This window comes from Pseudomonas sp. M2, assembly GCF_015751845.1.
GTDB lineage: Bacteria > Pseudomonadota > Gammaproteobacteria > Pseudomonadales > Pseudomonadaceae > Aquipseudomonas > Aquipseudomonas putida_E.
Genome location: NZ_JADOUD010000001.1, coordinates 3389170 through 3413974 on the forward strand (window position 1 = coordinate 3389170; position 24805 = coordinate 3413974).

27 protein-coding genes are annotated in these 24805 nt (G+C 62.0%); 26 read left to right on the forward strand and 1 reads right to left on the reverse strand.

Features of this window, described 5'->3' with window-relative positions; translation table 11 throughout:
• Positions 1–10 precede the first annotated feature (10 nt).
• The 5 genes from tgt to IWW33_RS15710 all read left to right on the forward strand — a co-directional run bounded on the left by tgt (position 11) and on the right by IWW33_RS15710 (position 5016).
• On the forward strand, positions 11–1126 hold the full coding sequence (gene tgt, locus IWW33_RS15690; RefSeq protein WP_162144435.1) for a tRNA guanosine(34) transglycosylase Tgt: 1116 nt from the start codon (positions 11–13) through the stop codon (positions 1124–1126).
• Between the two features lie 44 nt (positions 1127–1170).
• Positions 1171–1506: a preprotein translocase subunit YajC gene (gene yajC, locus IWW33_RS15695; protein WP_008092587.1), complete on the forward strand. Its 336-nt coding sequence runs from the start codon at positions 1171–1173 to the stop codon at positions 1504–1506.
• A gap of 62 nt (positions 1507–1568) precedes the next feature.
• The gene (gene secD, locus IWW33_RS15700) at positions 1569–3431 is read left to right on the forward strand and encodes a protein translocase subunit SecD (protein ID WP_115273916.1); all 1863 of its coding nucleotides are present in this window, start codon (positions 1569–1571) and stop codon (positions 3429–3431) included.
• Between the two features lie 10 nt (positions 3432–3441).
• Positions 3442–4350, forward strand: coding sequence for a protein translocase subunit SecF (secF, locus tag IWW33_RS15705; protein ID WP_115273917.1), 909 nt, complete (start codon positions 3442–3444; stop codon positions 4348–4350).
• Between the two features lie 120 nt (positions 4351–4470).
• Entirely contained in the window at positions 4471–5016 is a 546-nt protein-coding gene (locus IWW33_RS15710; RefSeq protein ID WP_046784487.1) for a glycine zipper 2TM domain-containing protein, read from the forward strand.
• A gap of 58 nt (positions 5017–5074) precedes the next feature.
• Here IWW33_RS15710 and suhB read toward each other — a convergent pair whose 3' ends face one another.
• On the reverse strand, positions 5075–5893 hold the full coding sequence (gene suhB, locus IWW33_RS15715) for an inositol-phosphate phosphatase (protein WP_012316148.1): 819 nt from the start codon (positions 5891–5893) through the stop codon (positions 5075–5077).
• A gap of 150 nt (positions 5894–6043) precedes the next feature.
• Between suhB and trmJ the strand changes: the two genes are divergently transcribed.
• The 21 genes from trmJ to IWW33_RS15820 all read left to right on the forward strand — a co-directional run bounded on the left by trmJ (position 6044) and on the right by IWW33_RS15820 (position 24687).
• On the forward strand, positions 6044–6799 hold the full coding sequence (gene trmJ, locus IWW33_RS15720) for a tRNA (cytosine(32)/uridine(32)-2'-O)-methyltransferase TrmJ (protein WP_115273918.1): 756 nt from the start codon (positions 6044–6046) through the stop codon (positions 6797–6799).
• 3 nt (positions 6800–6802) lie between these two features.
• Positions 6803–7588, forward strand: coding sequence for a serine O-acetyltransferase (cysE, locus tag IWW33_RS15725; protein WP_046784485.1), 786 nt, complete (start codon positions 6803–6805; stop codon positions 7586–7588).
• A 179-nt stretch (positions 7589–7767) separates the two neighbouring features.
• A complete protein-coding gene (iscR, locus tag IWW33_RS15730) occupies positions 7768–8259 on the forward strand; it encodes a Fe-S cluster assembly transcriptional regulator IscR (RefSeq protein WP_046784484.1) in 492 nt (163 codons plus the stop codon).
• A gap of 51 nt (positions 8260–8310) precedes the next feature.
• Positions 8311–9525: an IscS subfamily cysteine desulfurase gene (locus IWW33_RS15735; protein ID WP_012316144.1), complete on the forward strand. Its 1215-nt coding sequence runs from the start codon at positions 8311–8313 to the stop codon at positions 9523–9525.
• Between the two features lie 46 nt (positions 9526–9571).
• Positions 9572–9958 carry a Fe-S cluster assembly scaffold IscU gene (iscU, locus tag IWW33_RS15740; RefSeq protein WP_007929523.1) on the forward strand — a complete coding sequence of 129 codons (387 nt, stop codon included), beginning with the start codon at positions 9572–9574 and terminating at the stop codon, positions 9956–9958.
• A gap of 42 nt (positions 9959–10000) precedes the next feature.
• On the forward strand, positions 10001–10324 hold the full coding sequence (gene iscA / locus IWW33_RS15745) for an iron-sulfur cluster assembly protein IscA (RefSeq protein ID WP_008092567.1): 324 nt from the start codon (positions 10001–10003) through the stop codon (positions 10322–10324).
• An 8-nt stretch (positions 10325–10332) separates the two neighbouring features.
• On the forward strand, positions 10333–10854 hold the full coding sequence (gene hscB, locus IWW33_RS15750; protein ID WP_046784483.1) for a co-chaperone HscB: 522 nt from the start codon (positions 10333–10335) through the stop codon (positions 10852–10854).
• A 42-nt stretch (positions 10855–10896) separates the two neighbouring features.
• Complete coding sequence (gene hscA / locus IWW33_RS15755; RefSeq protein WP_046784482.1) at positions 10897–12759, forward strand: Fe-S protein assembly chaperone HscA; 1863 nt, start codon at positions 10897–10899, stop codon at positions 12757–12759.
• A 3-nt stretch (positions 12760–12762) separates the two neighbouring features.
• Positions 12763–13104: an ISC system 2Fe-2S type ferredoxin gene (fdx, locus tag IWW33_RS15760; RefSeq protein WP_039604293.1), complete on the forward strand. Its 342-nt coding sequence runs from the start codon at positions 12763–12765 to the stop codon at positions 13102–13104.
• Positions 13105–13114: 10 nt separating this feature from the next.
• Positions 13115–13315: a Fe-S cluster assembly protein IscX gene (iscX, locus tag IWW33_RS15765; protein WP_003248529.1), complete on the forward strand. Its 201-nt coding sequence runs from the start codon at positions 13115–13117 to the stop codon at positions 13313–13315.
• An 89-nt stretch (positions 13316–13404) separates the two neighbouring features.
• Positions 13405–13830, forward strand: a complete 426-nt coding sequence (gene ndk, locus IWW33_RS15770) for a nucleoside-diphosphate kinase (protein WP_033701183.1) — start codon at positions 13405–13407, stop codon at positions 13828–13830.
• Between the two features lie 28 nt (positions 13831–13858).
• Entirely contained in the window at positions 13859–15004 is a 1146-nt protein-coding gene (rlmN, locus tag IWW33_RS15775) for a 23S rRNA (adenine(2503)-C(2))-methyltransferase RlmN (protein ID WP_012316139.1), read from the forward strand.
• Positions 15005–15017: 13 nt separating this feature from the next.
• Positions 15018–15779, forward strand: a complete 762-nt coding sequence (gene pilW, locus IWW33_RS15780) for a type IV pilus biogenesis/stability protein PilW (protein WP_174141567.1) — start codon at positions 15018–15020, stop codon at positions 15777–15779.
• Positions 15776–16807 (forward strand): RodZ domain-containing protein, encoded by a 1032-nt coding sequence (locus tag IWW33_RS15785; RefSeq protein WP_115273920.1) that lies wholly within the window; start codon positions 15776–15778, stop codon positions 16805–16807. The genes pilW and IWW33_RS15785 overlap by 4 nt, the downstream gene beginning before the upstream one ends.
• A 3-nt stretch (positions 16808–16810) precedes the next feature.
• Positions 16811–17920, forward strand: coding sequence for a flavodoxin-dependent (E)-4-hydroxy-3-methylbut-2-enyl-diphosphate synthase (ispG, locus tag IWW33_RS15790; RefSeq protein ID WP_012316136.1), 1110 nt, complete (start codon positions 16811–16813; stop codon positions 17918–17920).
• 24 nt (positions 17921–17944) lie between these two features.
• Complete coding sequence (gene hisS, locus IWW33_RS15795) at positions 17945–19234, forward strand: histidine--tRNA ligase (protein ID WP_012316135.1); 1290 nt, start codon at positions 17945–17947, stop codon at positions 19232–19234.
• 39 nt (positions 19235–19273) lie between these two features.
• Positions 19274–19915, forward strand: a complete 642-nt coding sequence (locus tag IWW33_RS15800; RefSeq protein ID WP_039602044.1) for a tetratricopeptide repeat protein — start codon at positions 19274–19276, stop codon at positions 19913–19915.
• Between the two features lies 1 nt (position 19916).
• A complete protein-coding gene (gene bamB / locus IWW33_RS15805) occupies positions 19917–21059 on the forward strand; it encodes an outer membrane protein assembly factor BamB (RefSeq protein ID WP_046784478.1) in 1143 nt (380 codons plus the stop codon).
• Between the two features lie 117 nt (positions 21060–21176).
• On the forward strand, positions 21177–22640 hold the full coding sequence (der, locus tag IWW33_RS15810) for a ribosome biogenesis GTPase Der (RefSeq protein ID WP_012316132.1): 1464 nt from the start codon (positions 21177–21179) through the stop codon (positions 22638–22640).
• Between the two features lie 119 nt (positions 22641–22759).
• Positions 22760–23908, forward strand: a complete 1149-nt coding sequence (locus IWW33_RS15815) for a pyridoxal phosphate-dependent aminotransferase (protein WP_174141566.1) — start codon at positions 22760–22762, stop codon at positions 23906–23908.
• The gene (locus tag IWW33_RS15820) at positions 23896–24687 is read left to right on the forward strand and encodes an amidohydrolase (RefSeq protein WP_046784476.1); all 792 of its coding nucleotides are present in this window, start codon (positions 23896–23898) and stop codon (positions 24685–24687) included. The genes IWW33_RS15815 and IWW33_RS15820 overlap by 13 nt, the downstream gene beginning before the upstream one ends.
• Positions 24688–24805: the final 118 nt, after the last annotated feature.

A 24805-nucleotide genomic window follows, 5' to 3' on the forward strand; every position in this document is an offset into this window, starting at 1 on the left:
CACCTGTCGAATGTCCTTCGAACTGCTGGCCACCGACGGCAAGGCCCGTCGTGGCCGCCTGACCTTCCCCCGTGGCACGGTCGAAACCCCGGCGTTCATGCCGGTGGGTACCTATGGCACGGTCAAGGGCATGCTGCCGCGTGACATCGAGGCCATTGGTGCCGAGATCATCCTTGGCAACACCTTCCACCTGTGGCTGCGCCCAGGTACCGAGGTGATCAAGAAGCACAACGGCCTGCACGATTTCATGCAGTGGAAAGGCCCGATCCTGACTGATTCGGGTGGTTTCCAGGTGTTCAGCCTGGGCGCCATGCGCAAGATCAAGGAGGAGGGCGTGACCTTCGCCTCCCCGGTCGATGGCTCCAAGGTGTTCATGGGCCCGGAAGAGTCCATGCAGGTGCAGCGCGACCTGGGTTCGGACATCGTGATGATCTTCGACGAGTGCACACCGTACCCGGCAGAGCACGACGTGGCGCGCACCTCCATGGAGCTGTCGCTGCGTTGGGCGCAACGCTCGAAGAACGCCCACGGGGACAACACCGCGGCGCTGTTCGGCATCGTCCAGGGCGGCATGTACCAGGACCTGCGCATGCGCTCGCTGGAAGCGCTGGTCAATATCGACTTCGATGGCCTGGCCATCGGTGGCCTGTCGGTGGGCGAGCCCAAGCACGAAATGATCAAGGTGCTGGATTACCTGCCGGCCCAGATGCCTGCTGACAAACCTCGTTACCTTATGGGGGTAGGCAAACCCGAAGATCTCGTTGAGGGTGTGCGCCGCGGCGTCGACATGTTCGACTGCGTGATGCCGACGCGTAACGCGCGCAACGGCCATCTGTTCGTCGATACAGGGGTGATCAAGATCCGCAACGCGTTCCATCGCCACGATGATTCGCCGCTGGATCCGACCTGTGATTGCTACACCTGCACGAACTTCTCCCGCGCTTATCTCCATCACCTGGACAAGTGCGGCGAAATGTTGAGCAGCATGCTGAATACCATCCACAACTTGCGCCATTACCAGCGCTTGATGGCCGGTTTACGCGAGGCTATTCAACAGGGTAAATTGGCCGCCTTCGTCGACGCCTTCTATGCCAAGCGCGGGCTGCCTGTGCCGCCTTTGGACTGATTGTTCGCACCATCTAATTAAAACTTAAGCAACTGGAGTGCCTAATGAGCTTCTTGATCCCCGCCGCCTATGCGGACGCTGCTGCACCCGCCGCTGGCCCAGCCGGCACCGGCTTTGAGTGGATTTTCCTGGTCGGTTTCCTGGTCATCTTCTACCTGATGATCTGGCGCCCGCAGGCCAAGCGTGCCAAAGAGCAGAAGAACCTGCTGAGCAACTTGCAAAAAGGTGATGAAGTTGTCACCAACGGCGGCATCGCTGGCAAGATCGTCAAGGTTTCCGATGATTTCGTGGTTCTGGAAGTGTCCGACACTGTCGAGCTGAAGTTCCAGAAGGGCGCCATTGCCGCGACCCTGCCAAAAGGTACGCTCAAGGCTATCTGAGTTACCGGTTTTTTTTCCAGTCGGGGCGCGCAACGCGCCCCGCGTCTTGAACGGGCGGCGTGATGCTGAACAAATACCCTCTGTGGAAATACGCACTGATCGTGTTGGTACTGGCGATCGGTTTTATTTATTCCGCTCCCAACCTCTACCCGGATGACCCGGCGGTGCAGATCAGCGGTGCCAGCTCGGCGCTGCAGGTGAACCAGTCCGACCTCGACCGCGTCAGCAAGGCGCTGACCGAAGCCGGTATCACCGTCAAGGGTGCAAGCCTGGGTGACAAGGGCAGTGCGCTGGTGCGCCTGACCAATCAGGAAGACCAGCTGCCAGCCAAGGATGTAGTGCGCAAGGCACTGGGCGATGATTATGTCGTGGCCCTGAACCTGGCCCAGACCACTCCGCAATGGCTGCGTAACCTGGGTGCAAGCCCGATGAAGCTGGGCCTGGACCTGTCCGGTGGTGTGCACTTCCTGCTGGAAGTGGACATGGACAAGGCCATGAGTGCCCGCATGAAAGTCTACGAAGGCGAGGTCAAGACCTTGCTGCGCAAAGAGCGCGTCCGCTACCGCAGCCTGCCTCAGCAGGATGGCGGCATCATGCTGGGCTTCGCCGACGATGCCACCCGCGAACAGGCACGGGCCCTGATCCGCAAGAATTTCAGTGATTTCGACCTGACCACCAGCGAGCGTAATGAAACCGCCGTGCTGCGTCTGGCGCTGACTCAGGCGAAAGTCGCCGAGATCCGCGAATACTCGATCAAGCAGAACCTCACCACCGTGCGCAACCGCGTCAACGAGCTGGGCGTCGCCGAGCCGCTGGTTCAGCGCCAGGGCGCCAACCGCATCGTGGTCGAACTGCCAGGCGTGCAGGACACTGCCGAAGCCAAGCGTATCCTCGGCAAGACGGCCAACCTGGAGTTCCGCTTCGGTGCCGAGCCGGGTGCGTCCAGGGCCACTACCGAGGTCTTCGAGTTCCGTGAGGGTGGCCGTTCCGCCCAGGTCGAGCGTGGCCTGATCATCACCGGTGACCAGGTCACCGACGCCCAGGCCAGCTTCGACGAGCATGGTCGTCCGCAGGTGAACATTCGCCTCGACGGCCACGGTGGCGAGCTGATGAGCCGCGCGACCCGCAGCAACGTCGGGCGCAGCATGGCGGTGATCTTCATCGAGCAGAAGCCGGTCACCCGCTACGTCAAGCAGACGGTCAACGGCGTCGAGAAAGACGTGCCGGTGCAGAGCTTCCTTGAAGAGAAGAAGATCATCAGCCTGGCGACCATCCAGTCGCCGCTGGGCAGCCAGTTCCGCATCACCGGCCTTGACGGCCAGGGTGAATCGTCCGAACTGGCCCTGCTGCTGCGTGCCGGTGGCCTGGCCGCGCCGATGTACTTCGCTGAGGAACGTACCATCGGCCCAAGCCTGGGTGCCGACAACATCACCAAGGGTATCGATGCGTCGCTGTGGGGCATGCTGTTCGTCTCGCTGTTCATCATCGCCATCTACCGCGCGTTCGGTGTGCTGGCCACCATCGCCCTGGCGGGCAACATGGTCTTGCTGCTGGCATTGATGTCGCTGTTGGGTGCCACCCTCACCTTGCCGGGTATCGCCGGTATCGTGCTGACCATGGGTATGGCGGTGGACGCCAACGTACTGATCTTCTCGCGTATCCGTGAAGAGATCGCTGCCGGCATGTCGGTGCAGCGCGCGATTCATGAAGGCTTCAACCGCGCGTATTCGGCGATCGTCGATGCCAACCTGACCACACTGCTGGTCGGCGGCATCCTCTTTGCCATGGGTACCGGGCCGGTCAAGGGCTTTGCCGTCACCATGTCCCTCGGGATTTTCACCTCGATGTTCACCGCCATCATGATGACCCGTGCGCTGGTCAACCTGACCTGTGGCGGGCGTGACATCAAGAAGCTGTGGGTTTGAGGGAGCGACGATGAAAACCATCAATTTCATGGGCGTTCGCAATGTTGCGTTCGCCGTAACCGTGCTCCTTACCGTGCTGGCATTGTTCAGCTGGTGGCAGAAGGGCCTGAACTTCGGCCTGGACTTCACCGGCGGTACGCTGATCGAGCTGACCTACGAGCGCCCGGCCGACCTGAATGCAGTGCGCGCCGAGCTGGTCGAATCCGGCTTCAACGAAGCCGTGGTACAGAGCTTCGGTGCTACCACCGACCTGCTGGTGCGCATGCCTGGCGATGACCCGATGCTGGGTAACAAGGTGGCCGAAGCCCTGCAGAAGATTGGCGGTGACAACCCGGCGACGGTCAAGCGCGTCGAGTTCGTCGGCCCGCAGGTGGGTGAAGAACTGCGTGACCAGGGGGGCCTCGGCATGCTCCTGGCGCTGGGCGGCATCCTCATCTACCTGGCCTTCCGCTTCCAGTGGAAGTTCGCCGTGGGCGCGATCATCTCGCTGATCCACGACGTGGTGGTGACGCTGGGTATCCTGTCGTTCTTCCAGATCACCTTCGACCTGACGGTGCTGGCTGCGGTGCTGGCGATCATCGGTTACTCGCTCAACGACACCATCGTGGTGTTCGACCGGGTGCGTGAGAACTTCCGCGTGATGCGCAAGGCCTCGCTGATCGAGAACATCAACATCTCGACCACGCAGACCCTGCTGCGCACCGTAGCCACTTCCGTTTCGACCCTGCTGGCAATCGCTGCGCTGCTGTTCTTCGGCGGTGACAACCTGTTCGGCTTCTCCCTGGCCCTGTTCATCGGTGTCATGGCGGGTACCTACTCCTCGATCTACATCGCCAACGTGGTGCTGATCTGGCTGAACCTGAACAGCGAAGACCTGATCCCACCGGCCAAGACCGACGGTGTGGATGATCGCCCTTAAGGCATAGCCCTACGCCGTTCGGCGATCAAAAAGGCGCGAGTGTTGAACTCGCGCCTTTTTTTTTGCTCCAAGGCTGGGAGCAGGCGGGTTTACCCCGCGGGTATGAATCAGGAGGTTCAAGTGAATAAATCAATGCTGGTGGGTGCGGTACTGGGTGCTGTCGGTGTTACTGCCGGAGGTGCTGTGGCGACCTACAGCTTGGTGAACAAAGGCCCCGAATACGCCCAGGTCACCGACGTGCAGCCGATCAAGCAGCAGGTGAAAACCCCTCGCGAAGTGTGCAAGGACGTGGCCGTGACGCGTCAGGCGCCGGTCAAGGACCAGCATCAGATTGCCGGTACCGTTGTTGGCGCTTTGGCGGGCGGCTTGCTGGGTAACCAGATCGGTGGTGGCACTGGCAAGAAGATCGCCACCGTGGCCGGTGCGGTCGGTGGTGGTTATGCCGGCAACAAGGTGCAGGAGGGCATGCAGGAGCGTGATACCTATACCACTACGCAGACCCGTTGCAACACGGTCAACGATGTCAGTGAGAAGGTCGTTGGTTACAACGTGACCTACTCGATCGGTGACCAGGTCGGCAAGGTGAAGATGGACCGCGAGCCGGGCTCGACCATCCCGCTGGACAAGAACGGCAAGCTGATCCTGAGTGAAGCCGGGCAGCAATAATCCTGCAGGCACAAAAAAAGCACCTCGCCGGTGCTTTTTTTGTGCCTGCAATCTGCGCTTAGCGCTTCATGTGCTCTGGCAGGTGCGGCTGGATAGCGGTCAGCACGGCCTTGAAGCACTTGATGTTGCCGGCAACGATGTGGCCTTTGTCGAGGAAGTCGTGGCCACCGTTGAAGTCGCTCACCAGGCCGCCTGCTTCCTGGATCAGCAGCACACCGGCTGCCATGTCCCACTCGGACAGGCCCGACTCCCAGAAGGCGTCGAAGCGGCCGGCGGCCACGTAGGCCAGGTCCAGGCTGGCGGAGCCGGCGCGGCGGATGCCGGCAGTCTGGCCAGTCAGGGCGCGGAACATGCCCAGGTAGTTGTCCAGGTCGGCCATCTGGCTGTCACGGAACGGGAAGCCGGTGCCCAGCAGGGCGCCGTCCAGGCTGGTGCGCGAGCTGACGCGCAGGCGACGGCCATTGAGCTGGGCGCCACGGCCACGGCTGGCGGTGAATTCTTCCTGGCGCACCGGGTCGAGAACGACGGCGTGTTCAATGCGGCCACGGTATTTGCAGGCAATGCTGACGGCGAAGTGCGGGATGCCGCGCAGGAAGTTGGTGGTACCGTCCAGTGGGTCGATGATCCACAGGTAGTCCTTGCCTTCTTCGCCGGTGCCCGCGTGCATGCCCGTCTCTTCACCCTGAATGGAGTGGTTCGGGTAGGCCTTGCGCAGTGCGTCGACGATCTTCTGCTCGGCGGCGCGATCAACCTCGGAAACGTAGTCCTTAGCCTCTTTCTCGTCCACCTTGATGCTATCCAGGCGTTCGATGGAGCGGAAAATCAGTTCACTGGCGCTGCGAGCGGCGCGCAGGGCGATATTCAGCATAGGCTGCATGGGCGGGTCACCTGGAGATGTTAAAGAAGAAAGCCGAACATTCTAGCAGAAAAGTTTGGCGGCAGAAGTGTCACATTTGCTTTCATGGCGTTACGCTGGTCGGTTCTGTAAGATCGAACCCCCAAAACCCGCATCTGTGAGCACAACACCTTGCTGCAAAATATTCGTGTTGTTCTGGTCAATACCAGCCACCCCGGCAACATCGGCGGCGCTGCGCGAGCCATGAAAAACATGGGCTTGTCGCGTCTGGTGCTGGTGCAGCCAAAAGAGTTCCCCGCCGCTGACGCCAGTGCGCGTGCTTCCGGTGCCGACGATGTGCTGGCCGGTGCCCAGGTGGTCGACAGCCTCGAGCAGGCGTTGGTCGGCTGCAGCCTGGTCATGGGCACCAGTGCCCGTGAGCGCAGTATTCCCTGGCCGTTGATCGACCCCCGTGAATGCGGGGCCAAGGCTGTGGAGCATGCCGTCGGCGGTGAGGAGATCGCCTTGGTGTTCGGGCGTGAGCACGCCGGCCTGACCAACGAAGAACTGCAGCGATGTCACTTTCACGTGCACATTCCCTCGAACCCCGACTTCAGCTCGTTGAACCTGGCCGCTGCGGTCCAGGTGCTCGCCTATGAGGTGCGCATGGCCTGGCTGGCGGTTGAAGGTACGGCGCAGAGAGTCGAAAAGGTCGACGCCAGCGAGCTGGCGACCATGGACGAAATGGAGCTGTTCTATGAACACCTGGAAAAAACCCTGGTGGACATCGGCTTCCTTGACCCCGAAAAGCCCAAGCACCTGATGGCGCGCCTGCGCCGGCTGTATGGGCGCAGCTCGGTGGAACGTCCGGAAATGAGCATTTTGCGCGGTATCCTCACCGAGACCCAGAAGGTCGCACGGGGCGAGCCGCATAAAAGGAAGGACTGACAGATGTTCGAACGTCTGCGTGAAGATATCCAGAGCGTTTTCCATCGGGACCCGGCGGCACGCAATGCCTTCGAGGTGCTGACCTGCTACCCGGGCATGCATGCCATCTGGCTGCATCGCCTGGGCAATGCCTTGTGGAAGCGCGATTTCAAATGGCTGGCTCGCCTGGTGTCGAATTTTGGCCGCTGGATGACCGGTATCGAGATCCATCCCGGTGCGACCATCGGCAGGCGCTTCTTCATCGATCACGGCATGGGTATCGTCATCGGCGAAACCGCCGAGATCGGCGACGACGTCACTCTTTACCAAGGCGTGACCCTGGGTGGCACCAGCTGGAACAAGGGCAAGCGTCACCCGACCCTGGAAAACGGCGTAGTGGTGGGGGCAGGGGCCAAAGTGCTCGGCCCGTTCACCGTCGGTGCCGGGGCCAAGATCGGTTCCAATGCAGTGGTGACCAAGGCGGTGCCGGCAGGTGCCACGGCGGTCGGCATTCCGGGGCGGATCATCGTCAAGAGCGAAGACAGCGAAGTCGAGGCCAGGCGCAAGGCCATGGCCGAAAAGATCGGCTTCGATGCCTACGGCGTCAGTGGCGACATGCCTGACCCGGTGGCGCGTGCCATCGGCCAGATGCTCGACCACCTGCAGGCTGTCGACGAGCGGCTGGAAGGCATGTGTGGCGCATTGACCAAAATGGGCAGTGACTACTGCGCCAAAGAGCTGCCGGCCCTGCCCGAAGATGACTTCAGCGAGATCTCGGCAGTTGCCCCGCGCGACGCTCGGTCGCATTGATCGCGCCGCAGGGAGGTCATACTGGCATGTGGGGCGTGTGCTCACGCCCCTTTGCTGCTACAATCGCGCCCGCCTCCCAGATGCAAACCCGACTAAAGCAGTAGGTCTAATAGTTGACTTAAATGCTCGGGAATAGCATACTCGCTCACATCCTGTAACTCCCGTGGTAACCATTAGCCATGCGACTGACTACCAAAGGCCGATACGCCGTGACAGCCATGCTTGACCTGGCCTTGCACGCGCAGCATGGGCCTGTGTCTTTGGCCGACATTTCCGAGCGCCAGGGCATTTCCCTCTCTTATCTGGAGCAGCTGTTCGCCAAGCTGCGCCGCAGCAGCCTGGTATCCAGCGTGCGCGGCCCAGGCGGTGGTTACCAGCTGTCCCGTGGCATGGAAACCATCCAGGTGGCCCAAGTCATCGACGCGGTCAACGAGTCGGTCGATGCCACCCGTTGCCAGGGCCTTGGGGATTGCCATGCCGGTGACACCTGCCTGACCCACCACCTGTGGTGCGACCTCAGCCAGCAGATCCACGAATTCCTCAACGGCATCAGCCTGGCCGACCTCGTCATGCGCCGTGAGGTGCAGGAAGTTGCCCAACGCCAGGACCTGCGTCGTGTCGCAGGCCGTTCTGCCCAGCTGGACAAGATTGAGACGTCCGCCGTCGACTGACCTTTATTAACAGTGCGACGAGCGACGCCACCGCCTGATAGGAGATACTCAATGAAGTTGCCGATCTACCTCGATTACTCCGCGACCACGCCGGTCGATCCCCGTGTCGCCCAGAAGATGGCCGACTGCCTGCTGGTCGACGGTAACTTCGGTAACCCGGCTTCGCGCTCCCACGTGTTTGGCTGGAAAGCCGAGGAAGCGGTCGAAAACGGCCGTCGCCAGGTTGCCGAGCTGATCAACGCCGACCCGCGCGAGATCGTCTGGACCAGCGGTGCTACCGAGTCCGACAACCTCGCCATCAAAGGCGTGGCGCACTTCTATCAGTCCAAAGGCAAGCACATCATCACCTCCAAGATCGAGCACAAGGCGGTCCTGGATACCGCTCGCCAGCTCGAGCGTGAAGGTTTCGAAGTCACCTACCTCGAGCCAGGCGAAGACGGCATCGTCACTCCGGCCCAGGTCGAGGCGGTGCTGCGTGACGACACCATTCTGGTCTCGCTGATGCACGTCAACAACGAAGTCGGCTCGATCAACGACATCGCCGCCATCGGTGAACTGACCCGTTCGCGCGGCGTGTTGTTCCACGTTGACGCCGCCCAGTCGGCCGGCAAGGTGGAAATCGACCTGCAAAAGCTGAAAGTCGACCTGATGTCGTTCTCCGCGCACAAGGCCTACGGCCCGAAAGGCATTGGCGCGCTGTACGTCAGCCGCAAGCCTCGCGTGCGTCTGGAAGCGATCATCCATGGCGGTGGCCATGAGCGCGGCATGCGTTCGGGCACCCTGCCGACCCACCAGATCGTCGGCATGGGCGAAGCATTCGCCATTGCCAAGCAGGAAATGGCCGCTGAAAACCAGCGCATCAAGGCCCTGAGCGACCGCTTCTTCAAGCAGGTCTCGGACCTCGAAGAGCTGTATGTCAACGGTAGCCAGACTGCCCGCGTACCGCACAACCTGAACCTGAGCTTCAACTATGTCGAAGGCGAGTCGCTGCTGATGTCGCTCAAGGACATCGCGGTATCGTCCGGTTCGGCCTGCACCTCCGCTTCGCTCGAGCCGTCGTATGTACTGCGCGCTCTGGGCCGTAACGACGAGCTGGCGCACAGCTCGATCCGCTTCTCCTTCGGCCGCTTCACCACCGAAGAAGAAGTCGACTACGCCGCGCAGAAAGTCTGCGAGGCTGTAAACAAACTGCGTGAGCTGTCGCCGCTGTGGGACATGTACAAAGACGGCGTTGACATCTCCAAGATCGAGTGGGCCGCCCACTAAGCAGTCGCCGGCAAGAGCGGCTCCCTGATGAGGAAGGAATTGCACCATGGCATACAGTGAAAAGGTCATCGACCACTACGAAAACCCACGTAACGTCGGCAAGATGAATGCCGAGGACCCGGATGTCGGTACCGGCATGGTCGGCGCCCCGGCGTGCGGTGACGTGATGCGTCTGCAGATCAAGGTCAACGAGCAAGGCATCATCGAAGATGCCAAGTTCAAGACTTACGGCTGCGGTTCGGCCATCGCTTCCAGCTCCCTCGCCACCGAGTGGATGAAGGGCAAGACCCTGGACGAAGCTGAAACCATCAAGAACACTCAGCTGGCGGAAGAACTGGCGTTGCCGCCGGTCAAGATCCACTGCTCGGTACTCGCCGAGGATGCCATCAAGGCAGCCGTTCGCGATTACAAGCAGAAGAAAGGCTTGATCTAAGTCGCCTGTTGCGAAGTAACCGACGTTGAGGAAAAAGTACCGATGGCTATCAGCATGACAGAAGCCGCCGCCAACCACGTGCGGCGTTCCCTCGAAGGGCGCGGCAAGGGCGAGGGCATCCGCCTGGGCGTGCGCACCACCGGTTGCTCGGGCCTGGCCTACGTGCTGGAGTTCGTCGATGAACTGGCGGACGAGGACACCGTGTTCGAGAACCATGGCGTCAAGGTGATCATCGATCCCAAGAGCCTGGTTTACCTTGACGGCACTGAGCTGGATTTCGTCAAGGAAGGGTTGAACGAAGGCTTCAAGTTCAACAACCCCAACGTACGCGGTGAGTGTGGCTGCGGCGAAAGCTTCAACGTCTGAGGCTGGCTGTGGGTACTCCTTGTCATTTCGCTCTGTTCGACCTCCAGCCGTGCTTCCGGTTGGACCTCGACAAGCTGGCCACTCGCTATCGCGAGCTGGCCCGCGAGGTTCATCCTGACCGCTTCGCCGACGCTTCCGAGCGTGAGCAGCGGGTAGCGCTGGAAAAATCCGCCGCCCTCAACGACGCCTACCAGACCCTGCGCAGTGCCCCGCGCCGTGCCCGCTATTTGCTGGCCATCGGTGGCCACGAGGTGCCTCAGGAAGTCACGGTCCACGACCCTGACTTCCTGCTGCAGCAAATGCAGTGGCGCGAGGAACTCGAAGAGCTGCAGGACGAAGCCGACCTCGACGGTGTCGCCGTGTTCAAGAAGCGCCTGAGGGCTGCTCAGGAACAGCTCAACGAGGATTTTGCCGCCTGCTGGGATGTGCCTGCCGAGCGCGACAAGGCCGAGCGCCTGATGCGCCGCATGCAGTTCCTCGACAAGCTCGCCCAGGAAGTGCGCCAACTAGAAGAGCGCCTCGACGATTAACCCGGCGTTGCCCGTGATGACGCCTAAGGTATTCAGATAAGCATGGCCCTACTGCAGATCGCCGAACCCGGTCAAACCCCCCAGCCGCACCAGCGTCGCCTGGCGGTGGGCATTGACTTGGGTACTACCAATTCTCTGGTCGCTGCCCTGCGCAGCGGTCGCAGTGAACCCCTGCCCGATGCGCAGGGCAACGTCATTCTGCCCTCCGCAGTGCGCTATCTGGCGGGCCACAATGAGGTCGGCCTGGCAGCGCGTGAAGCTGCCGCCAGCGACCCGCTGAACACCGTGCTGTCGGTCAAGCGCCTGATGGGGCGTGGCCTGGCCGACGTCAAGCAACTGGGTGAACAGCTGCCGTATCGCTTCATTGGCGGCGAGTCGCACATGCCGTTCATCGATACTGTCCAGGGGCCGAAGAGCCCGGTGGAAGTGTCCGCCGATATCCTCAAGGTGCTGCGCGAGCGCGCCGAGGCCACCTTGGGTGGCGAGCTGGTGGGCGCGGTGATCACCGTGCCGGCCTATTTCGACGATGCCCAGCGTCAGGCGACCAAGGACGCAGCCAAACTGGCTGGCCTGAACGTACTGCGCCTGCTCAATGAGCCGACCGCTGCTGCCGTGGCCTATGGCCTGGACCAGAATGCCGAAGGCCTGGTGGCCATCTATGACCTGGGCGGCGGTACGTTCGATATTTCCATCCTGCGCCTGACTGCAGGTGTGTTCGAAGTGCTCGCCACCGGTGGTGACACCGCCCTGGGGGGCGATGACTTCGATCACGCCATTGCCAGCTGGATCATCGAGCAGGCCGGCCTGTCCGCCGACCTCGACCCTGCTACCCAGCGCCAGCTGCTCCAGGCCGCCTGCGCCGCCAAGGAGGCCCTGACCGACACCGACGTGGTCAGTGTCCGCCATGGCGCCTGGCAGGGCGAGCTCAGCCGCGCCGCTTTCGAGGCCATGATCGAGCCGCTGATTGCCCGTAGCCTCAAGGCCTGCCGCCGCGCCGTGCGCGACAGTGGCGTCGAGCTGGATGAAGTGGGTGCGGTGGTCATGGTGGGTGGTTCGACCCGCGTACCGCGTGTGCGTGAAGCAGTAGGTACGCTGTTCGGCCGTACCCCGCTGACCTCGATCGACCCCGACCAGGTGGTAGCCATCGGCGCTGCCATCCAGGCTGACACCCTGGCCGGCAACCGCCGCGAAGGCGGTGAGCTGCTGTTGCTCGACGTCATTCCGCTGTCCCTTGGTCTTGAGACCATGGGGGGGTTGATGGAAAAGGTGATCCCGCGCAACACCACCATTCCGGTGGCCCGCGCGCAGGAATTCACCACATATAAAGATGGCCAGTCGGCCATGATGATTCACGTTCTGCAGGGTGAGCGCGAGCTGATCAGCGACTGCCGTTCGCTGGCGCGTTTCGAGCTGCGTGGTATTCCGGCCATGGTTGCCGGTGCTGCGAAAATCCGCGTGACCTTCCAGGTCGATGCCGACGGTTTGCTCAGCGTCGCGGCCCGTGAGCTGGGTTCCGGCGTAGAAGCCAGTATCCAGGTCAAGCCGTCCTACGGCCTGACCGACGGTGAGATCGCACGCATGCTCAAGGACTCCTTCGAGCACGCAGGCTCCGACAAGCAGGCGCGTCAGCTTCGTGAACACCAGGTCGACGGCGAGCGCCTGCTTGAAGCTGTCCAGGGAGCCCTGGATGCTGATGGCGAGCGACTGCTCAGCAGTGAAGAGCGCGAAGCCATCGAGTTCCAGATGCAAGAACTACGTGATTTGCTGACCGGCACCGATGGCCCTGCCATCGAGCAACAGACCAAGCGTCTGTCGCAGGTGACCGATGCATTTGCCGCCCGTCGCCTTGATTCGACGGTCAAAGCCGCACTGGCCGGGCGCAACCTGAATGAGATCGAGGAGTAACCGATGCCGCTGGTGACATTCCTGCCGCATGAGAAGTTCTGCCCAGAGGGGCTGAGCGTGGAGGTCGAGCCCGGGACCAATATCCTGGAGCTGGCCCACGACCATCACATCGAGATGGAAAGCGCCTGCGGTGGCGTAAAGGCCTGCACCACCTGCCACTGCATCGTGCGCAAGGGTTTCGACTCGCTTGAAGAAGCGGACGAACTCGAAGAGGACATGCTGGACAAGGCCTGGGGCCTGGAGGCGCAATCGCGTCTCGGCTGCCAGGTGGTCGTCGGTGATCAGGACCTGACCATCGAGATCCCCAAATACTCGCTCAACCACGCTGCCGAAGCGCCCCACTGAGGATTTTTCAATGAGTCTGAAATGGGTTGATGTACTTGAGATCGCTATCCAGCTTGCAGAAAGCAAGCCGGAAGTCGATCCTCGTTATGTGAATTTCGTCGATCTGCATCGCTGGGTGCTGGCCTTGCCAGAATTCAGCGACGATCCGTCACGCGGCGGTGAGAAAGTGCTCGAGGCCATCCAGGCGGCCTGGATAGACGAAGCCGACTAAGCGTGGCGCTGCAGGTTAGGCAATCCCCTGGAACCCGCGTATAATTCGCGGGTTTAATTTTTCGCAACACTCATATTCTGGAGTTTTCCATGGCTGTTCAACGTACTTTCTCGATCATCAAGCCTGACGCAGTTGCCAAAAACGTCATCGGCAAGATCACCACTCGCTTCGAAGACGCCGGCCTGAAAATCGTTGCTTCGAAAATCAAGCAACTGTCCAAAGCCGAAGCCGAAGGTTTCTACGCTGAGCACAGCGAGCGCGGCTTCTTCGGTGACCTGGTTGCCTTCATGACTTCCGGCCCGGTTGTCGTTCAGGTTCTGGAAGGCGAAAACGCCATCGCTCTGAACCGTGAGCTGATGGGCGCCACCAACCCTAAAGAAGCTGCTGCCGGCACCATCCGTGCTGACTTCGCCGAGTCGATCGACGCCAACGCCGTTCACGGTTCGGACTCCGAAGCTGCTGCTGCTCGCGAAATCGCTTACTTCTTCGCTGCTACCGAGGTAACCACTCGCTAAGCGAAAGCTTACGGGTGAGGGTGAATCCATGACGACATCTACTGGCAAAATCAACCTGTTGGGCCTGACCCAGCCGGAAATGGAACAATTCTTCGACTCTATCGGGGAGAAGCGCTTCCGTGCCGGCCAGGTGATGAAATGGATTCACCATTTTGGCGTCGATGATTTCGCCGCCATGACGAACGTCGGCAAGGCCTTGCGCGAAAAGCTCGAGGCTGTTGCCGAAATTCGTCCTCCGGAAGTGGTCAGTGAAGACATTTCCGCAGACGGCACCCGCAAATGGGTGATCCGCGTTGCCTCCGGCAGCTGCGTCGAGACCGTCTACATCCCAACCGACGATCGCGGCACTCTCTGCGTTTCGTCGCAAGCCGGCTGCGCCCTGGACTGCAGTTTCTGCTCCACCGGCAAGCAAGGCTTCAACAGCAACCTCACCGCCGCCGAAGTGATCGGCCAGGTGTGGCTTGCCAACAAATCCTTCGGGACCGTCCCGGCCAAGATCGACCGCGCGATTACCAACGTGGTCATGATGGGCATGGGCGAGCCTCTGCTGAATTTCGACAATGTCATCGCTGCCATGAAGATCATGATGGATGATCTGGGCTATGGCATTTCCAAGCGTCGCGTCACCTTGTCCACCTCCGGCGTGGTACCGATGATCGACGAACTGGCCAAGCACATCGACGTGTCCCTGGCGCTTTCGCTGCATGCGCCGAACGACGAGCTGCGCAACCAGCTGGTGCCGATCAACAAGAAGTACCCGCTGAAGATGTTGCTGGAGTCGTGCATGGGCTACATGGCCACCTTGGGTGGCAAGCGCGTGCTGACGGTCGAGTACACCCTGCTCAAGGACGTCAACGACCAGCCCGAGCATGCCGCGCAGATGATCGAACTGCTGCGCGATGTACCGTGCAAGATCAACCTGATCCCGTTCAACCCGTTCCCGCATTCCGGTTACGAGCGCCCTAGCAACAACGCTATTCGCCGCTTCCAGGACTTGCTGCACCACGGTGGCTTCAACGTCACCACCCGTACCACCCGTGGCGATGACATCGATGCCGCCTGTGGCCAGCTGGTCGGCCAGGTCAATGACCGTACCCGCCGCAGCGAGCGCTACATCGCCGTACGTCAGCTGTCTGCCGACGCCGAGCTGCAAGACAGCGCCGTGCGCCACTGAGTCCGGGCCCGCCATGAGCCTGCGCGCCGCGCTGTCGATCCTTGCGCTTTCGCTGCTGGCCGGCTGCGTGTCGGGTAGTGCGAATGACCCACTGGCAACTCGACAGGGGCGAGTGGAGGCGGGGCGTGCCTATGTGCAGCTTGGGCTTGGCTATTTGCAACAAGGTTTGACCGAGCAGGCCAAGGCTCCGTTGGGCAAGGCACTGGTGCTCGATGCCAAGGATGGCGATGCTCACGCAGCCTTGGCCCTGGTGTTTCAGGCCGAAGGTGAAGCTGCGCTGGCTGAGGAACACTTCAAGAAAGCGTTGTCGGCAAGCCCCGGCGACACGCGAATTCGCAACAATTACGGCAGTTTCCTATATGCTCAGCAGCGTTTTGCCGAAGCCGAGCAGATGTTTCGCCTGGCCAGCGCCGATACCCTGTATCCTGAACGTTCGCGCGTCTACGAGAACCTTGGCCTGACAGCCCTGAAACTCGGCAACCGTGACCAGGCGCAGGCGTATCTGAGCAAGGCCCTGCAACTCAACCAGCAGCAACCCAGGGCGTTGCTGGAAATGGCTGAGTTGTCCTACGAAAACAGGCATTATGTGCCGGCACGGGGTTTCTACGATCGTTTCAGCCAGTTGAGCGATCACAATGCCCGTAGCCTCCTGCTGGGTAGTCGTCTTGCCCGGGTGTTCGACGAGCAGGGCACACAGGCCGAACTGGGCCAGCAATTACAACGACTTTATCCCGGTACGCCGGAATATCAGCAATACCTGTCGGAGCAACGATGAAAGCCGCGCATCCCGAAGTAGCAGCAGCGACTGGCCAGAACCCCGGTGAATTGTTGCGCCAGGCCCGCGAAAGACGGGAGTGGTCGCAAGCCGAGGTGGCCCGCAAGCTCAACCTCACCGTAAGTTCGCTGAACCACGTGGAAACCGGTGCCTTCGACAAGCTGCCAGGGCATACCTTCGCCCGTGGCTACATCCGTGCCTATGCCAAGCTGATGGACATGGACCAGGCGCCGCTGGTCGAGGCCTTCGACCAGTACACCGGCACCCATGCCAAGGGCAGCGACGTACATTCACTGGGCCGCATCGAAGAGCCGGTGCGCCTTTCGCACAACATCCTGCGCGGTGTCAGCCTGTTGCTGCTGGTTGCGGTGGTCGGTGGCAGCTTCCTGTGGTGGCAGGACCAGGGCAGCCTGCGCGGCAAGGACCTGGCCAATATCGCCCTGGAGCATGTCGAGGTCGAAAGCGCCGACGGTACCACCCAGATCCACCCGCTGGATGAGCCTGAAGACCAGGCTGTTACCTTAGGCCAGCAGGGCGAAAGCGCGCCGCTGCCGCTGGAGCAGGCACCTGCCGAGCCGGTTGCCGAGGCCAGCAGCGAGGCCGCCCCGGCTGCCGCAGCAGCCGCGCCGGTCCAGCAGGCGCCTGCACAGGCTGAAGCGCCTGCGCCGACAACGGCAGCACCTGCTGCACCAGCCACGCCAGCCGCCACCGTAGCCCAGGCCGCCCCTGTGGCGCCTGCCGCCAGCGTGCCGGCCATTGCCACCGAGCCTGCCGCCGTGCCGGCCGGCAGCGCCAAGGTTGCAATCCAGTTCACCGCCGATTGCTGGACCCAGGTGTCCGATGGCAACGGCAAGGTGCTGTTCAGCGCCATCAAGCGCAAGGGCGACAACCTCGAGCTGACCGGCAAGCCGCCGTTCGCGGTGCGCCTGGGCTTTGCCCGCGGCGCCCAGGTCAGCTACAACGGCCAGGCCGTCGATGTTGCCCCGTTCACCAGTGGCGAAACCGCTCGCCTGAAGTTGGGACAGTAAGTCATGCACGGCGAATCTCCGATCAAACGTCGCGAATCCCGCAAAATCTGGGTCGGCAATGTGCCGGTGGGTGGTGATGCCCCCATCGCGGTGCAGAGCATGACCAACACCGACACCAATGATGTCGCCGCCACCGTTGGCCAGATCCAGCGCCTGGTCGATGCGGGGGTCGACATCGTCCGTGTTTCGGTGCCGGACATGGACGCCGCCGAGGCGTTCGGCAAAATCAAGCAACTGGTTAGCGTACCGCTGGTCGCCGACATCCACTTCGACTACAAGATCGCGTTGCGCGTGGCCGAACTGGGCGTCGACTGCCTGCGTATCAACCCGGGCAACATCGGCCGTGAGGACCGTGTTCGTGCTGTGGTCGATGCCGCTCGTGACCGTGGCATCCCGATCCGTATCGGTGTCAACGCAGGCTCCCTGGAAAAGGACCTGCAGAAGAAATATGGCGAGCCGACCCCGGCGGCGCTGGTCGAATCTGCACTGCGCCATGTCGAGCACCTGGACCGCCTGGATTTCCAGGACTTCAAGGTCAGCGTCAAGGCCTCCGACGTGTTCATGGCCGTCGAAGCCTATCGCTTGCTGGCCAAGCAGATCATCCAGCCGCTGCACCTGGGCATCACCGAGGCCGGTGGGCTGCGCTCCGGCACGGTGAAATCCGCCGTCGGCCTCGGTATGCTGCTGGCCGAAGGCATCGGCGATACCATCCGCATTTCGCTGGCGGCCGACCCGGTCGAGGAAGTGAAGGTCGGCTACGACATCCTCAAGTCGCTGCACCTGCGTTCGCGTGGCATCAACTTCATCGCCTGCCCGAGCTGCTCGCGGCAGAACTTCGATGTGGTCAAGACCATGAACGAACTGGAAGGGCGCCTGGAAGACCTGCTGGTACCGCTGGACGTGGCGGTGATCGGTTGTGTGGTCAACGGCCCTGGCGAAGCGAAGGAAGCCCACGTTGGCCTGACCGGCGGCACGCCGAACCTGATCTACATCGACGGCAAGCCGGCGCAGAAACTGACCAATGACAACCTGGTCGATGAGCTGGAAAAGCTCATCCGCCAGAAAGCGGCCGAAAAGGTCGAGGCCGACGCGGCGCTGATCGCCCGCGGCTGACACACAGATTCGTAAGGACTTTTCGTGAGCAAATCGCTGCAAGCCATCCGTGGCATGAACGACATCCTGCCAGAGCAGTCGCCGCTGTGGCGCTACTTCGAAGGCACCGTCGCCGGGCTGCTGGACACCTATGGGTACAGCCAGATCCGCACGCCGATCGTCGAGTTCACCGAGCTGTTCAAGCGCTCCATCGGTGAAGTCACCGACATCGTCGAAAAAGAGATGTACACCTTCGAGGACCGCAACGGCGATTCGCTGACCCTGCGCCCTGAAGGCACCGCTGCCTGCGTACGTGCAGTGCTCGAGCACGGCATCACTGGCAACGGCCAGGTGCAGAAGCTGTGGTACATCGGCCAGATGTTCCGCCACGAGCGCCCGCAGAAGGGCCGCTACCGTCAGTTCCACCAGATTGGCGTCGAGGTGTTCAACCTGGACGGCCCGGACATCGATGCCGAGCTGATCATGCTGACCTGGCGTCTGTGGGGCCTGCTGGGCATCCAGGATGCGGTCAAGCTCGAGCTGAACAGCCTGGGCACCAGCGAGGCCCGCGCCCGCTACCGCGACGCGCTGGTCGAGTTCCTCTCGGCGCGCCTGGAACAACTCGACGAAGACAGCCAGCGCCGCCTCAAGAGCAATCCGCTGCGCATCCTCGACAGCAAGGACCCGAACACCCAGGCGGTGCTGGTCGGCGCGCCGAAGCTGGAAGACTACCTCGACGAAGACTCCCGCGTGCACTTCGAGGGCCTCAAGGCCCGTCTGGATGCCGCCGGCATTCCGTTTGTGATCAACACCAAGCTGGTGCGTGGCCTGGACTACTACAGCAAGACCGTGTTCGAGTGGGTCACCGACAAGCTCGGCGCCCAGGGCACCGTCTGTGCAGGCGGCCGCTACGATGGCCTGGTCGAGCAGATGGGTGGCAAACCGACCACCGGCGTTGGTTTCGCCATGGGTATCGAGCGCCTGATCCTGCTGCTGGAGACCCTGGGCAAGGTACCGGCGTCCATCAACCGTCAGATCGATGTCTACCTGTGCGCCTTCGGCGAGCAGGCGGAGCTGGCTGGCCTGCGCTTGTCCGAGAGCCTGCGCGACCGGCTGCCGGGCCTGCGCCTGGCGGTCAACGCCGGTGGCGGCAGCTTCAAGAGCCAGTTCAAGAAAGCCGACAAGAGCGGCGCGTTGTTCGCCTTGATCCTGGGTGACGACGAGCTGGCCAAGCAAGAGATTGGCCTCAAGCCCCTGCGTGGTCAGGGCGAACAACAGAACATTGCCTGGGATGCTCTGGCTGAGCACCTGGAAACCGCGATCGCTCAGGCGTAACGCGGTTCAACAAGCGAATAGGCGAAAAGGAGTATTGGGGTGTCGAGTACCGATGATGATGACCTGGCAGGGGTCAAGGACTGGTGGAACCGTAACGGCAAGCCACTGCTGACCGGTGCGCTGCTGGCTGGCGTAGTGGTGTTGGGCTGGAACACGTGGCACAAGTACCAGGACAACCAGTCGCAAGGCGCATCGCAGCTGTATCAGGCCCTGCTTGAAACCAGCCTGACGCCGAGCGGGCAGCCGGATGCGACCAAGGTCGCGGAGCTGTCCGGCAAGCTCAAGAGCGAGTTCGGTGGTACCGCCTACGCCCAGTACGGCAGCCTGTTCGTGGCCAAGGTCGCGGTAGAGAGCGGCAAGCTCGACGACGCCGCTGCCGAGCTCAAGAATGTGCTCGACAAGCCTGCTGACGACACCCTGGGCGAAATTTCGCGCCAGCGCCTGGCACGCGTGCTCGCGGCCCAGGACAAGGCTGAAGATGCGCTCAAGCTGCTCGACGGCGACGCCGACAAGGCGTTTTTGGCCAGCCGTGAAGAATTGAAGGGCGACCTGCTGGTGCAGTTGGGTCGTGCCGACGATGCCCACAGCGCTTATGAAAAAGCCAAGGCCGCGCTGTCCGATGAGGCGGCGGTCGGTGGCTTGCAACTGAAGCTGGATGACTTGGCCAAAGGGGACGCGTGACGTGATCGGTTGGAAACAAGCAGCAGTGCTGACCCTGGCCGTACTGGCCGCAGGTTGCAGCAGCAACAGCAAGAAGGAACTGCCTCCGGCCGAGCTGACCAAGTTCACCGAAGAAGTGGTACTGAAAAAGCAGTGGAGCCGTTCGATCGGTGACGGCCAGGGCGAGACTTACAATACCCTGGTGCCAGCCATCGAGAACGACCGCATCTACGCCAGCGACGTCAATGGCGAAGTCTTCGCCCTCGACCGCATTACCGGCGACGTGGTGTGGAAGCAGGATCTGGAGCTGCCGGTTTCCGGCGCCGTCGGCGTTGGCTATGGCCTGGTCATGCTCGGCACCCTCAAGGGTGAAGTGATTGCCCTGGACTCCAGCACCGGTGAAGAGCGCTGGCGCTCGCGCGTAACCAGCGAAGTCCTGGCGCCGCCTGCCAACAACGGTGACGTTGTGGTGGTGCAGACTCAGGACGACCGTCTGATCGGCCTCGATGCCGCTACCGGCGACCGCCGCTGGATCTACGAGAGCACCCCGGCTGTACTGACCCTGCGGGGCACCGGTGCGCCGATCGTCACCAACCGTCTGGCTGTAGCCGGCCTGTCCACCGGCAAAGTTGTCGCGGTCGACATCAACAACGGCGTGCCGGTGTGGGAGAGCCGTGTGGCGATCCCGCAGGGCCGTTCCGAGCTGGACCGTGTGGTCGACATCGACGGCGGCCTGCTGCTGTCCGGTGGTACGCTGTACGTCAGCACCTACCAGGGTCGCGTAGCGGGCCTGGACCTGGAAAGCGGCCGTGTGCTGTGGCAGCGTGATGCCTCGAGCTACGTGGGTGTCGCCCAAGGTTTCGGCAACGTCTATGTCAGCGAAGCTTCGGGCAGTGTCGAGGGTGTCGACGAGCGCTCTTCCAGCGCACTGTGGACCAACGACTCGATGGCGCGCCGCCAATTGTCGGCACCGGAAGTGTTCTCCAGCTACGTGGCTGTAGGTGACTTCGAAGGTTACCTGCACCTGCTCAGCCAGGTCGACGGCCGTTTCGTCGGCCGTGAGCGTATCGACAGCGATGGCCTGCGCGCCCGGCCCCTGGTGGTCGGCGACACCATCTATGTCTTTGGCAACAGCGGCAAGCTCGAGGCACTGACCATCCGCTGAAGCTATGCTCAAGGCCACTACAGGTCTTGAGTTGCGGCGTAGGACACGCCGCCCGAACTCCGGCCGCTGCCTTGCAGCGGCCTTTGCATTTTCAAGAATTCAAGAGTGGAGAGCCGCATGGTTCCCGTAATCGCCCTGGTGGGACGGCCGAACGTCGGCAAATCCACCATGTTCAACCGCCTGACCAAAACCCGCGATGCCATCGTGGGTGACCTGTCGGGTCTGACCCGTGACCGCCAGTATGGTGATGCCAGCTGGCAGGGTCGCTCCTTCATCCTGATCGACACCGGTGGTATCACCGGTGACGAAGTGGGCATGGACGAGAAGATGGCCGAGCAGTCGCTGATGGCCATCGAAGAAGCCGACTATGTGCTGTTCCTGGTCGACGCCCGCGCCGGCATGACTGCCGCCGACCAGATGATCGCCGAGCACCTGCGCAAGCGGAACAAGTCGGCCATCCTGGTGGCCAACAAGATCGACAACATCGACGCCGACGTCGCCCGCGCCGAGTTTTCGCCGCTGGGCATGGGCAATGCCATTCCGGTGGCCGGCTCGCAGGGCCGCGGCATCAATCAGTTGATGGAGTCGGTGCTGGGCCACATTCCTCGCGATGCTGAGGAAGAAGCCCTCGACCAGGAGGTTGCCGAAGGCGAGGAAGCGGTACGCATCCCCGGCCCGAGCGAAAAGGATGGCATCAAGATCGCCATCATCGGCCGCCCCAACGTGGGCAAGTCGACCCTGGTCAACCGCATGCTCGGCGAAGAGCGCGTGGTGGTCTACGACCAGCCGGGTACCACCCGTGACAGTATCTACATCCCGTTCGAGCGCGATAACGAGAAGTACACCTTCATCGACACCGCTGGCGTGCGCAAGCGCGGCAAGATCCACGAGGAAGTCGAAAAGTTCTCGGTGGTGAAGACGCTGCAGGCGATCAAGGACGCCAACGTGGTGATCTTCGTCATGGACGCCCGCGAGGGTGTGGTCGACCACGACCTCAACCTGCTGGGCTTCGCCCTGGAAGCGGGCCGCGCCATCGTCATCGCCCTGAACAAGTGGGACGGCATGGAGTCGGGTGAGCGCGACTACGTCAAGACCGAGCTGGAGCGCCGGCTGTTCTTCGTCGACTTTGCCGACATCCACTTCATCTCGGCGCTACACGGCACCGGCGTGGGCCACCTGTACAAGTCGGTGCAGGCCGCGTTCAAATCGGCGGTCACCCGCTGGCCAACCAGCCGTCTGACGCAGATCCTCGAAGATGCCGTCAGTGAGCACCAGCCACCGCTGGTCAACGGCCGCCGCATCAAGCTGCGCTATGCCCACCTCGGCGGTGCCAACCCGCCGCTGATCGTGATCCACGGCAACCAGACCGAGAAGATTCCCAAGTCGTACTCGCGTTACCTGGAAAACACTTACCGCCGGGTGCTCAAACTGGTCGGTACGCCGATCCGCATCGAGTACAAAGGCGGTGAGAACCCGTACGAGGGCAAGAAGAACACCCTCACCGACCGCCAGGTCAACAAGAAGCGCCGCTTGATGTCGCACCACAAGAAGGCCGAGAAGAAGCGCCGCGACAAGCGCTGACAAGCGGCAAACTTCAAGTCGCAAGCTGCAAGAATGAGCGGACGCTGATACATGTCGCTTTTTCTTGTGGCTTGGAGCTTGTAGCTTATAGCTCTCCGTCCCGCAGGAAAGAGGGCTTCATGATCCGCAGCAAACTGCCGAACGTCGGCACGACCATCTTCACCACCATGTCCCAGCTCGCCGTGCAGACGGGCGCGCTCAACCTTTCCCAGGGTTTCCCAGACTTCAATGGCCCGCAGGCTTTGCTCGATGCGGTTGGCCGCCATGTGTCCGCCGGGCATAACCAGTATGCGCCGATGACCGGCTTGCCGGCCTTGCGCCAGCAGGTGGCGGCCAAGGTCGAGCGCCTGTATGGGACCAAGGTCGATGCCGATCAGGAAGTGACCATCACCCCGGGCGCCACCGAGGCGATCTTCTGTGCCATCCAGGCGGTGATCCACGCGGGTGACGAGGTGATCGTCTTCGACCCCTGTTACGACAGCTATGAGCCCTCCGTGGCGCTTGCCGGCGGACGCTGCGTGCACGTACAGCTCAGTGATGGCGGCTTCGGTATCGACTGGCAGAGGTTCAGCGATGCCCTGAGCCCGCGCACACGCATGGTCATCCTCAATTCGCCGCATAACCCCAGTGGTGCGCTGATCACGGCTGAAGACCTGGACCAGTTGGCGCGCCTGATCGCTGACCGCGATATCTACCTGGTCAGCGACGAAGTGTATGAACACCTGGTCTACGATGGCGTACGTCATGCCAGCGTTCTGGCCCATGCAGAGCTGTACCGCCGCGCGTTCGTGGTCAGTTCGTTCGGCAAGACTTACCACGTGACCGGCTGGAAGACCGGCTACGTGGTCGCGCCACCTGCCTTGAGCGCGGAGCTGCGCAAAGTGCATCAGTACGTCAATTTTTGCGGGGTTACACCGCTGCAGTGTGCACTCGCGGACTTCATGGCCGAACACCCTCAGCATGTCGACGAACTGCCAGGTTTCTATCAGGCCAAGCGCGACCTGTTCTGCGACCTGCTCAACGGTTCGCGTTTCAGCTTTACCCGCACGGCCGGCACCTATTTCCAGCTGGTGGACTATTCGCAGATCCGGCCAGACCTGAACGACGTCGAAATGGCCCTTTGGCTCACCCGTGAACACGGCGTGGCGACCATTCCGGTGTCGGTGTTCTACCAGCAACCCATCCCCGAGCAACGCCTGGTACGCCTGTGCTTTGCCAAACGTGAGGAGACGCTGCGTCAGGCAGCGGAAAAACTATGCGCGATCTGAGTGCACTGCCCAACCTGAAAATCGCCCTGGTGCAAACGGCCCTGGCCTGGCACGACCGCGAGGCCAATTACGCGCATTTCGAGGTGTTGCTCGACCAGGCTGGAGATGCCGACCTGGTGATCCTCCCCGAGATGTTCACCACTGGTTTTTCGATGGAATCGGAAAGCTTGGCCGAGCCCGAGAACGGCCCGACCTACAAATGGCTCAAGGCTCAGGCCAAGCGCATCAACGCAGTGGTTACCGGTAGCGTGATCATCCAGGCCGCCGATGGCAGCCACCGCAACCGCTTGCTGTGGGCGCGCCCGGACGGCGAGATCCTGCACTACGACAAGCGCCACCTGTTCCGCATGGCCGGTGAGCATAAGCACTACACCCCGGGTGAGCGTCAGGTGCAGTTCGAGATCAAGGGCTGGCGGGTACGCCCGCTGATCTGCTATGACCTGCGTTTTCCGGTGTGGAGCCGCGATGCCCAGGATACCGACCTGCTGTTGTACACCGCGAACTGGCCGGCGGCGCGCCGCCAGCACTGGAACCGGCTGCTGCCGGCGCGGGGTATCGAGAACCTGTGCTTCGTGGCGGCGGTGAACCGGGTGGGCACCGATGGCAAGGGTTTCGCGTATTCCGGCGACAGCCAGGTGCTGGATTTCCAGGGTGAAAGCTTGCTCAGTGCGGGCGAGGCAGACGGGGTGTTCACGGTCGTGCTGAGGGCGGCTGAGCTTGCCAACTACCGTACCCGCTTCCCGGCCAACCTGGATGCCGATACCTTCGAGCTGCACTGAGCCAGCACCGCCCCCCGGTAGGAGCGGCCTTGTGTCGCGAAAGGGTCGCAGAGCGGCCCCAGCAATTGTTGCATCAATGCCGAAACATCGAGGGCCGCTTCGCGGCCCGTTCGCGACA

Bases quoted from the DNA above. Each gene is read 5' to 3' on its own strand.
- yajC (WP_008092587.1), top strand. From the start codon at position 1,171: ATGAGCTTCTTGATCCCCGCCGCCTATGCGGACGCTGCTGCACCCGCC.
- hscA (WP_046784482.1), top strand. From the start codon at position 10,897: ATGGCCCTACTGCAGATCGCCGAACCCGGTCAAACCCCCCAGCCGCAC.
- secF (WP_115273917.1), top strand. From the start codon at position 3,442: ATGAAAACCATCAATTTCATGGGCGTTCGCAATGTTGCGTTCGCCGTA.
- iscU (WP_007929523.1), top strand. From the start codon at position 9,572: ATGGCATACAGTGAAAAGGTCATCGACCACTACGAAAACCCACGTAAC.
- fdx (WP_039604293.1), top strand. From the start codon at position 12,763: ATGCCGCTGGTGACATTCCTGCCGCATGAGAAGTTCTGCCCAGAGGGG.
- iscX (WP_003248529.1), top strand. From the start codon at position 13,115: ATGAGTCTGAAATGGGTTGATGTACTTGAGATCGCTATCCAGCTTGCA.
- secD (WP_115273916.1), top strand. From the start codon at position 1,569: ATGCTGAACAAATACCCTCTGTGGAAATACGCACTGATCGTGTTGGTA.
- der (WP_012316132.1), top strand. From the start codon at position 21,177: ATGGTTCCCGTAATCGCCCTGGTGGGACGGCCGAACGTCGGCAAATCC.
- ispG (WP_012316136.1), top strand. From the start codon at position 16,811: ATGCACGGCGAATCTCCGATCAAACGTCGCGAATCCCGCAAAATCTGG.
- IWW33_RS15815 (WP_174141566.1), top strand. From the start codon at position 22,760: ATGATCCGCAGCAAACTGCCGAACGTCGGCACGACCATCTTCACCACC.
- IWW33_RS15735 (WP_012316144.1), top strand. From the start codon at position 8,311: ATGAAGTTGCCGATCTACCTCGATTACTCCGCGACCACGCCGGTCGAT.
- IWW33_RS15820 (WP_046784476.1), top strand. From the start codon at position 23,896: ATGCGCGATCTGAGTGCACTGCCCAACCTGAAAATCGCCCTGGTGCAA.
- ndk (WP_033701183.1), top strand. From the start codon at position 13,405: ATGGCTGTTCAACGTACTTTCTCGATCATCAAGCCTGACGCAGTTGCC.
- cysE (WP_046784485.1), top strand. From the start codon at position 6,803: ATGTTCGAACGTCTGCGTGAAGATATCCAGAGCGTTTTCCATCGGGAC.
- iscA (WP_008092567.1), top strand. From the start codon at position 10,001: ATGGCTATCAGCATGACAGAAGCCGCCGCCAACCACGTGCGGCGTTCC.
- tgt (WP_162144435.1), top strand. From the start codon at position 11: ATGTCCTTCGAACTGCTGGCCACCGACGGCAAGGCCCGTCGTGGCCGC.
- suhB (WP_012316148.1), bottom strand. From the start codon at position 5,893: ATGCAGCCTATGCTGAATATCGCCCTGCGCGCCGCTCGCAGCGCCAGT.
- rlmN (WP_012316139.1), top strand. From the start codon at position 13,859: ATGACGACATCTACTGGCAAAATCAACCTGTTGGGCCTGACCCAGCCG.
- pilW (WP_174141567.1), top strand. From the start codon at position 15,018: ATGAGCCTGCGCGCCGCGCTGTCGATCCTTGCGCTTTCGCTGCTGGCC.
- IWW33_RS15785 (WP_115273920.1), top strand. From the start codon at position 15,776: ATGAAAGCCGCGCATCCCGAAGTAGCAGCAGCGACTGGCCAGAACCCC.
- iscR (WP_046784484.1), top strand. From the start codon at position 7,768: ATGCGACTGACTACCAAAGGCCGATACGCCGTGACAGCCATGCTTGAC.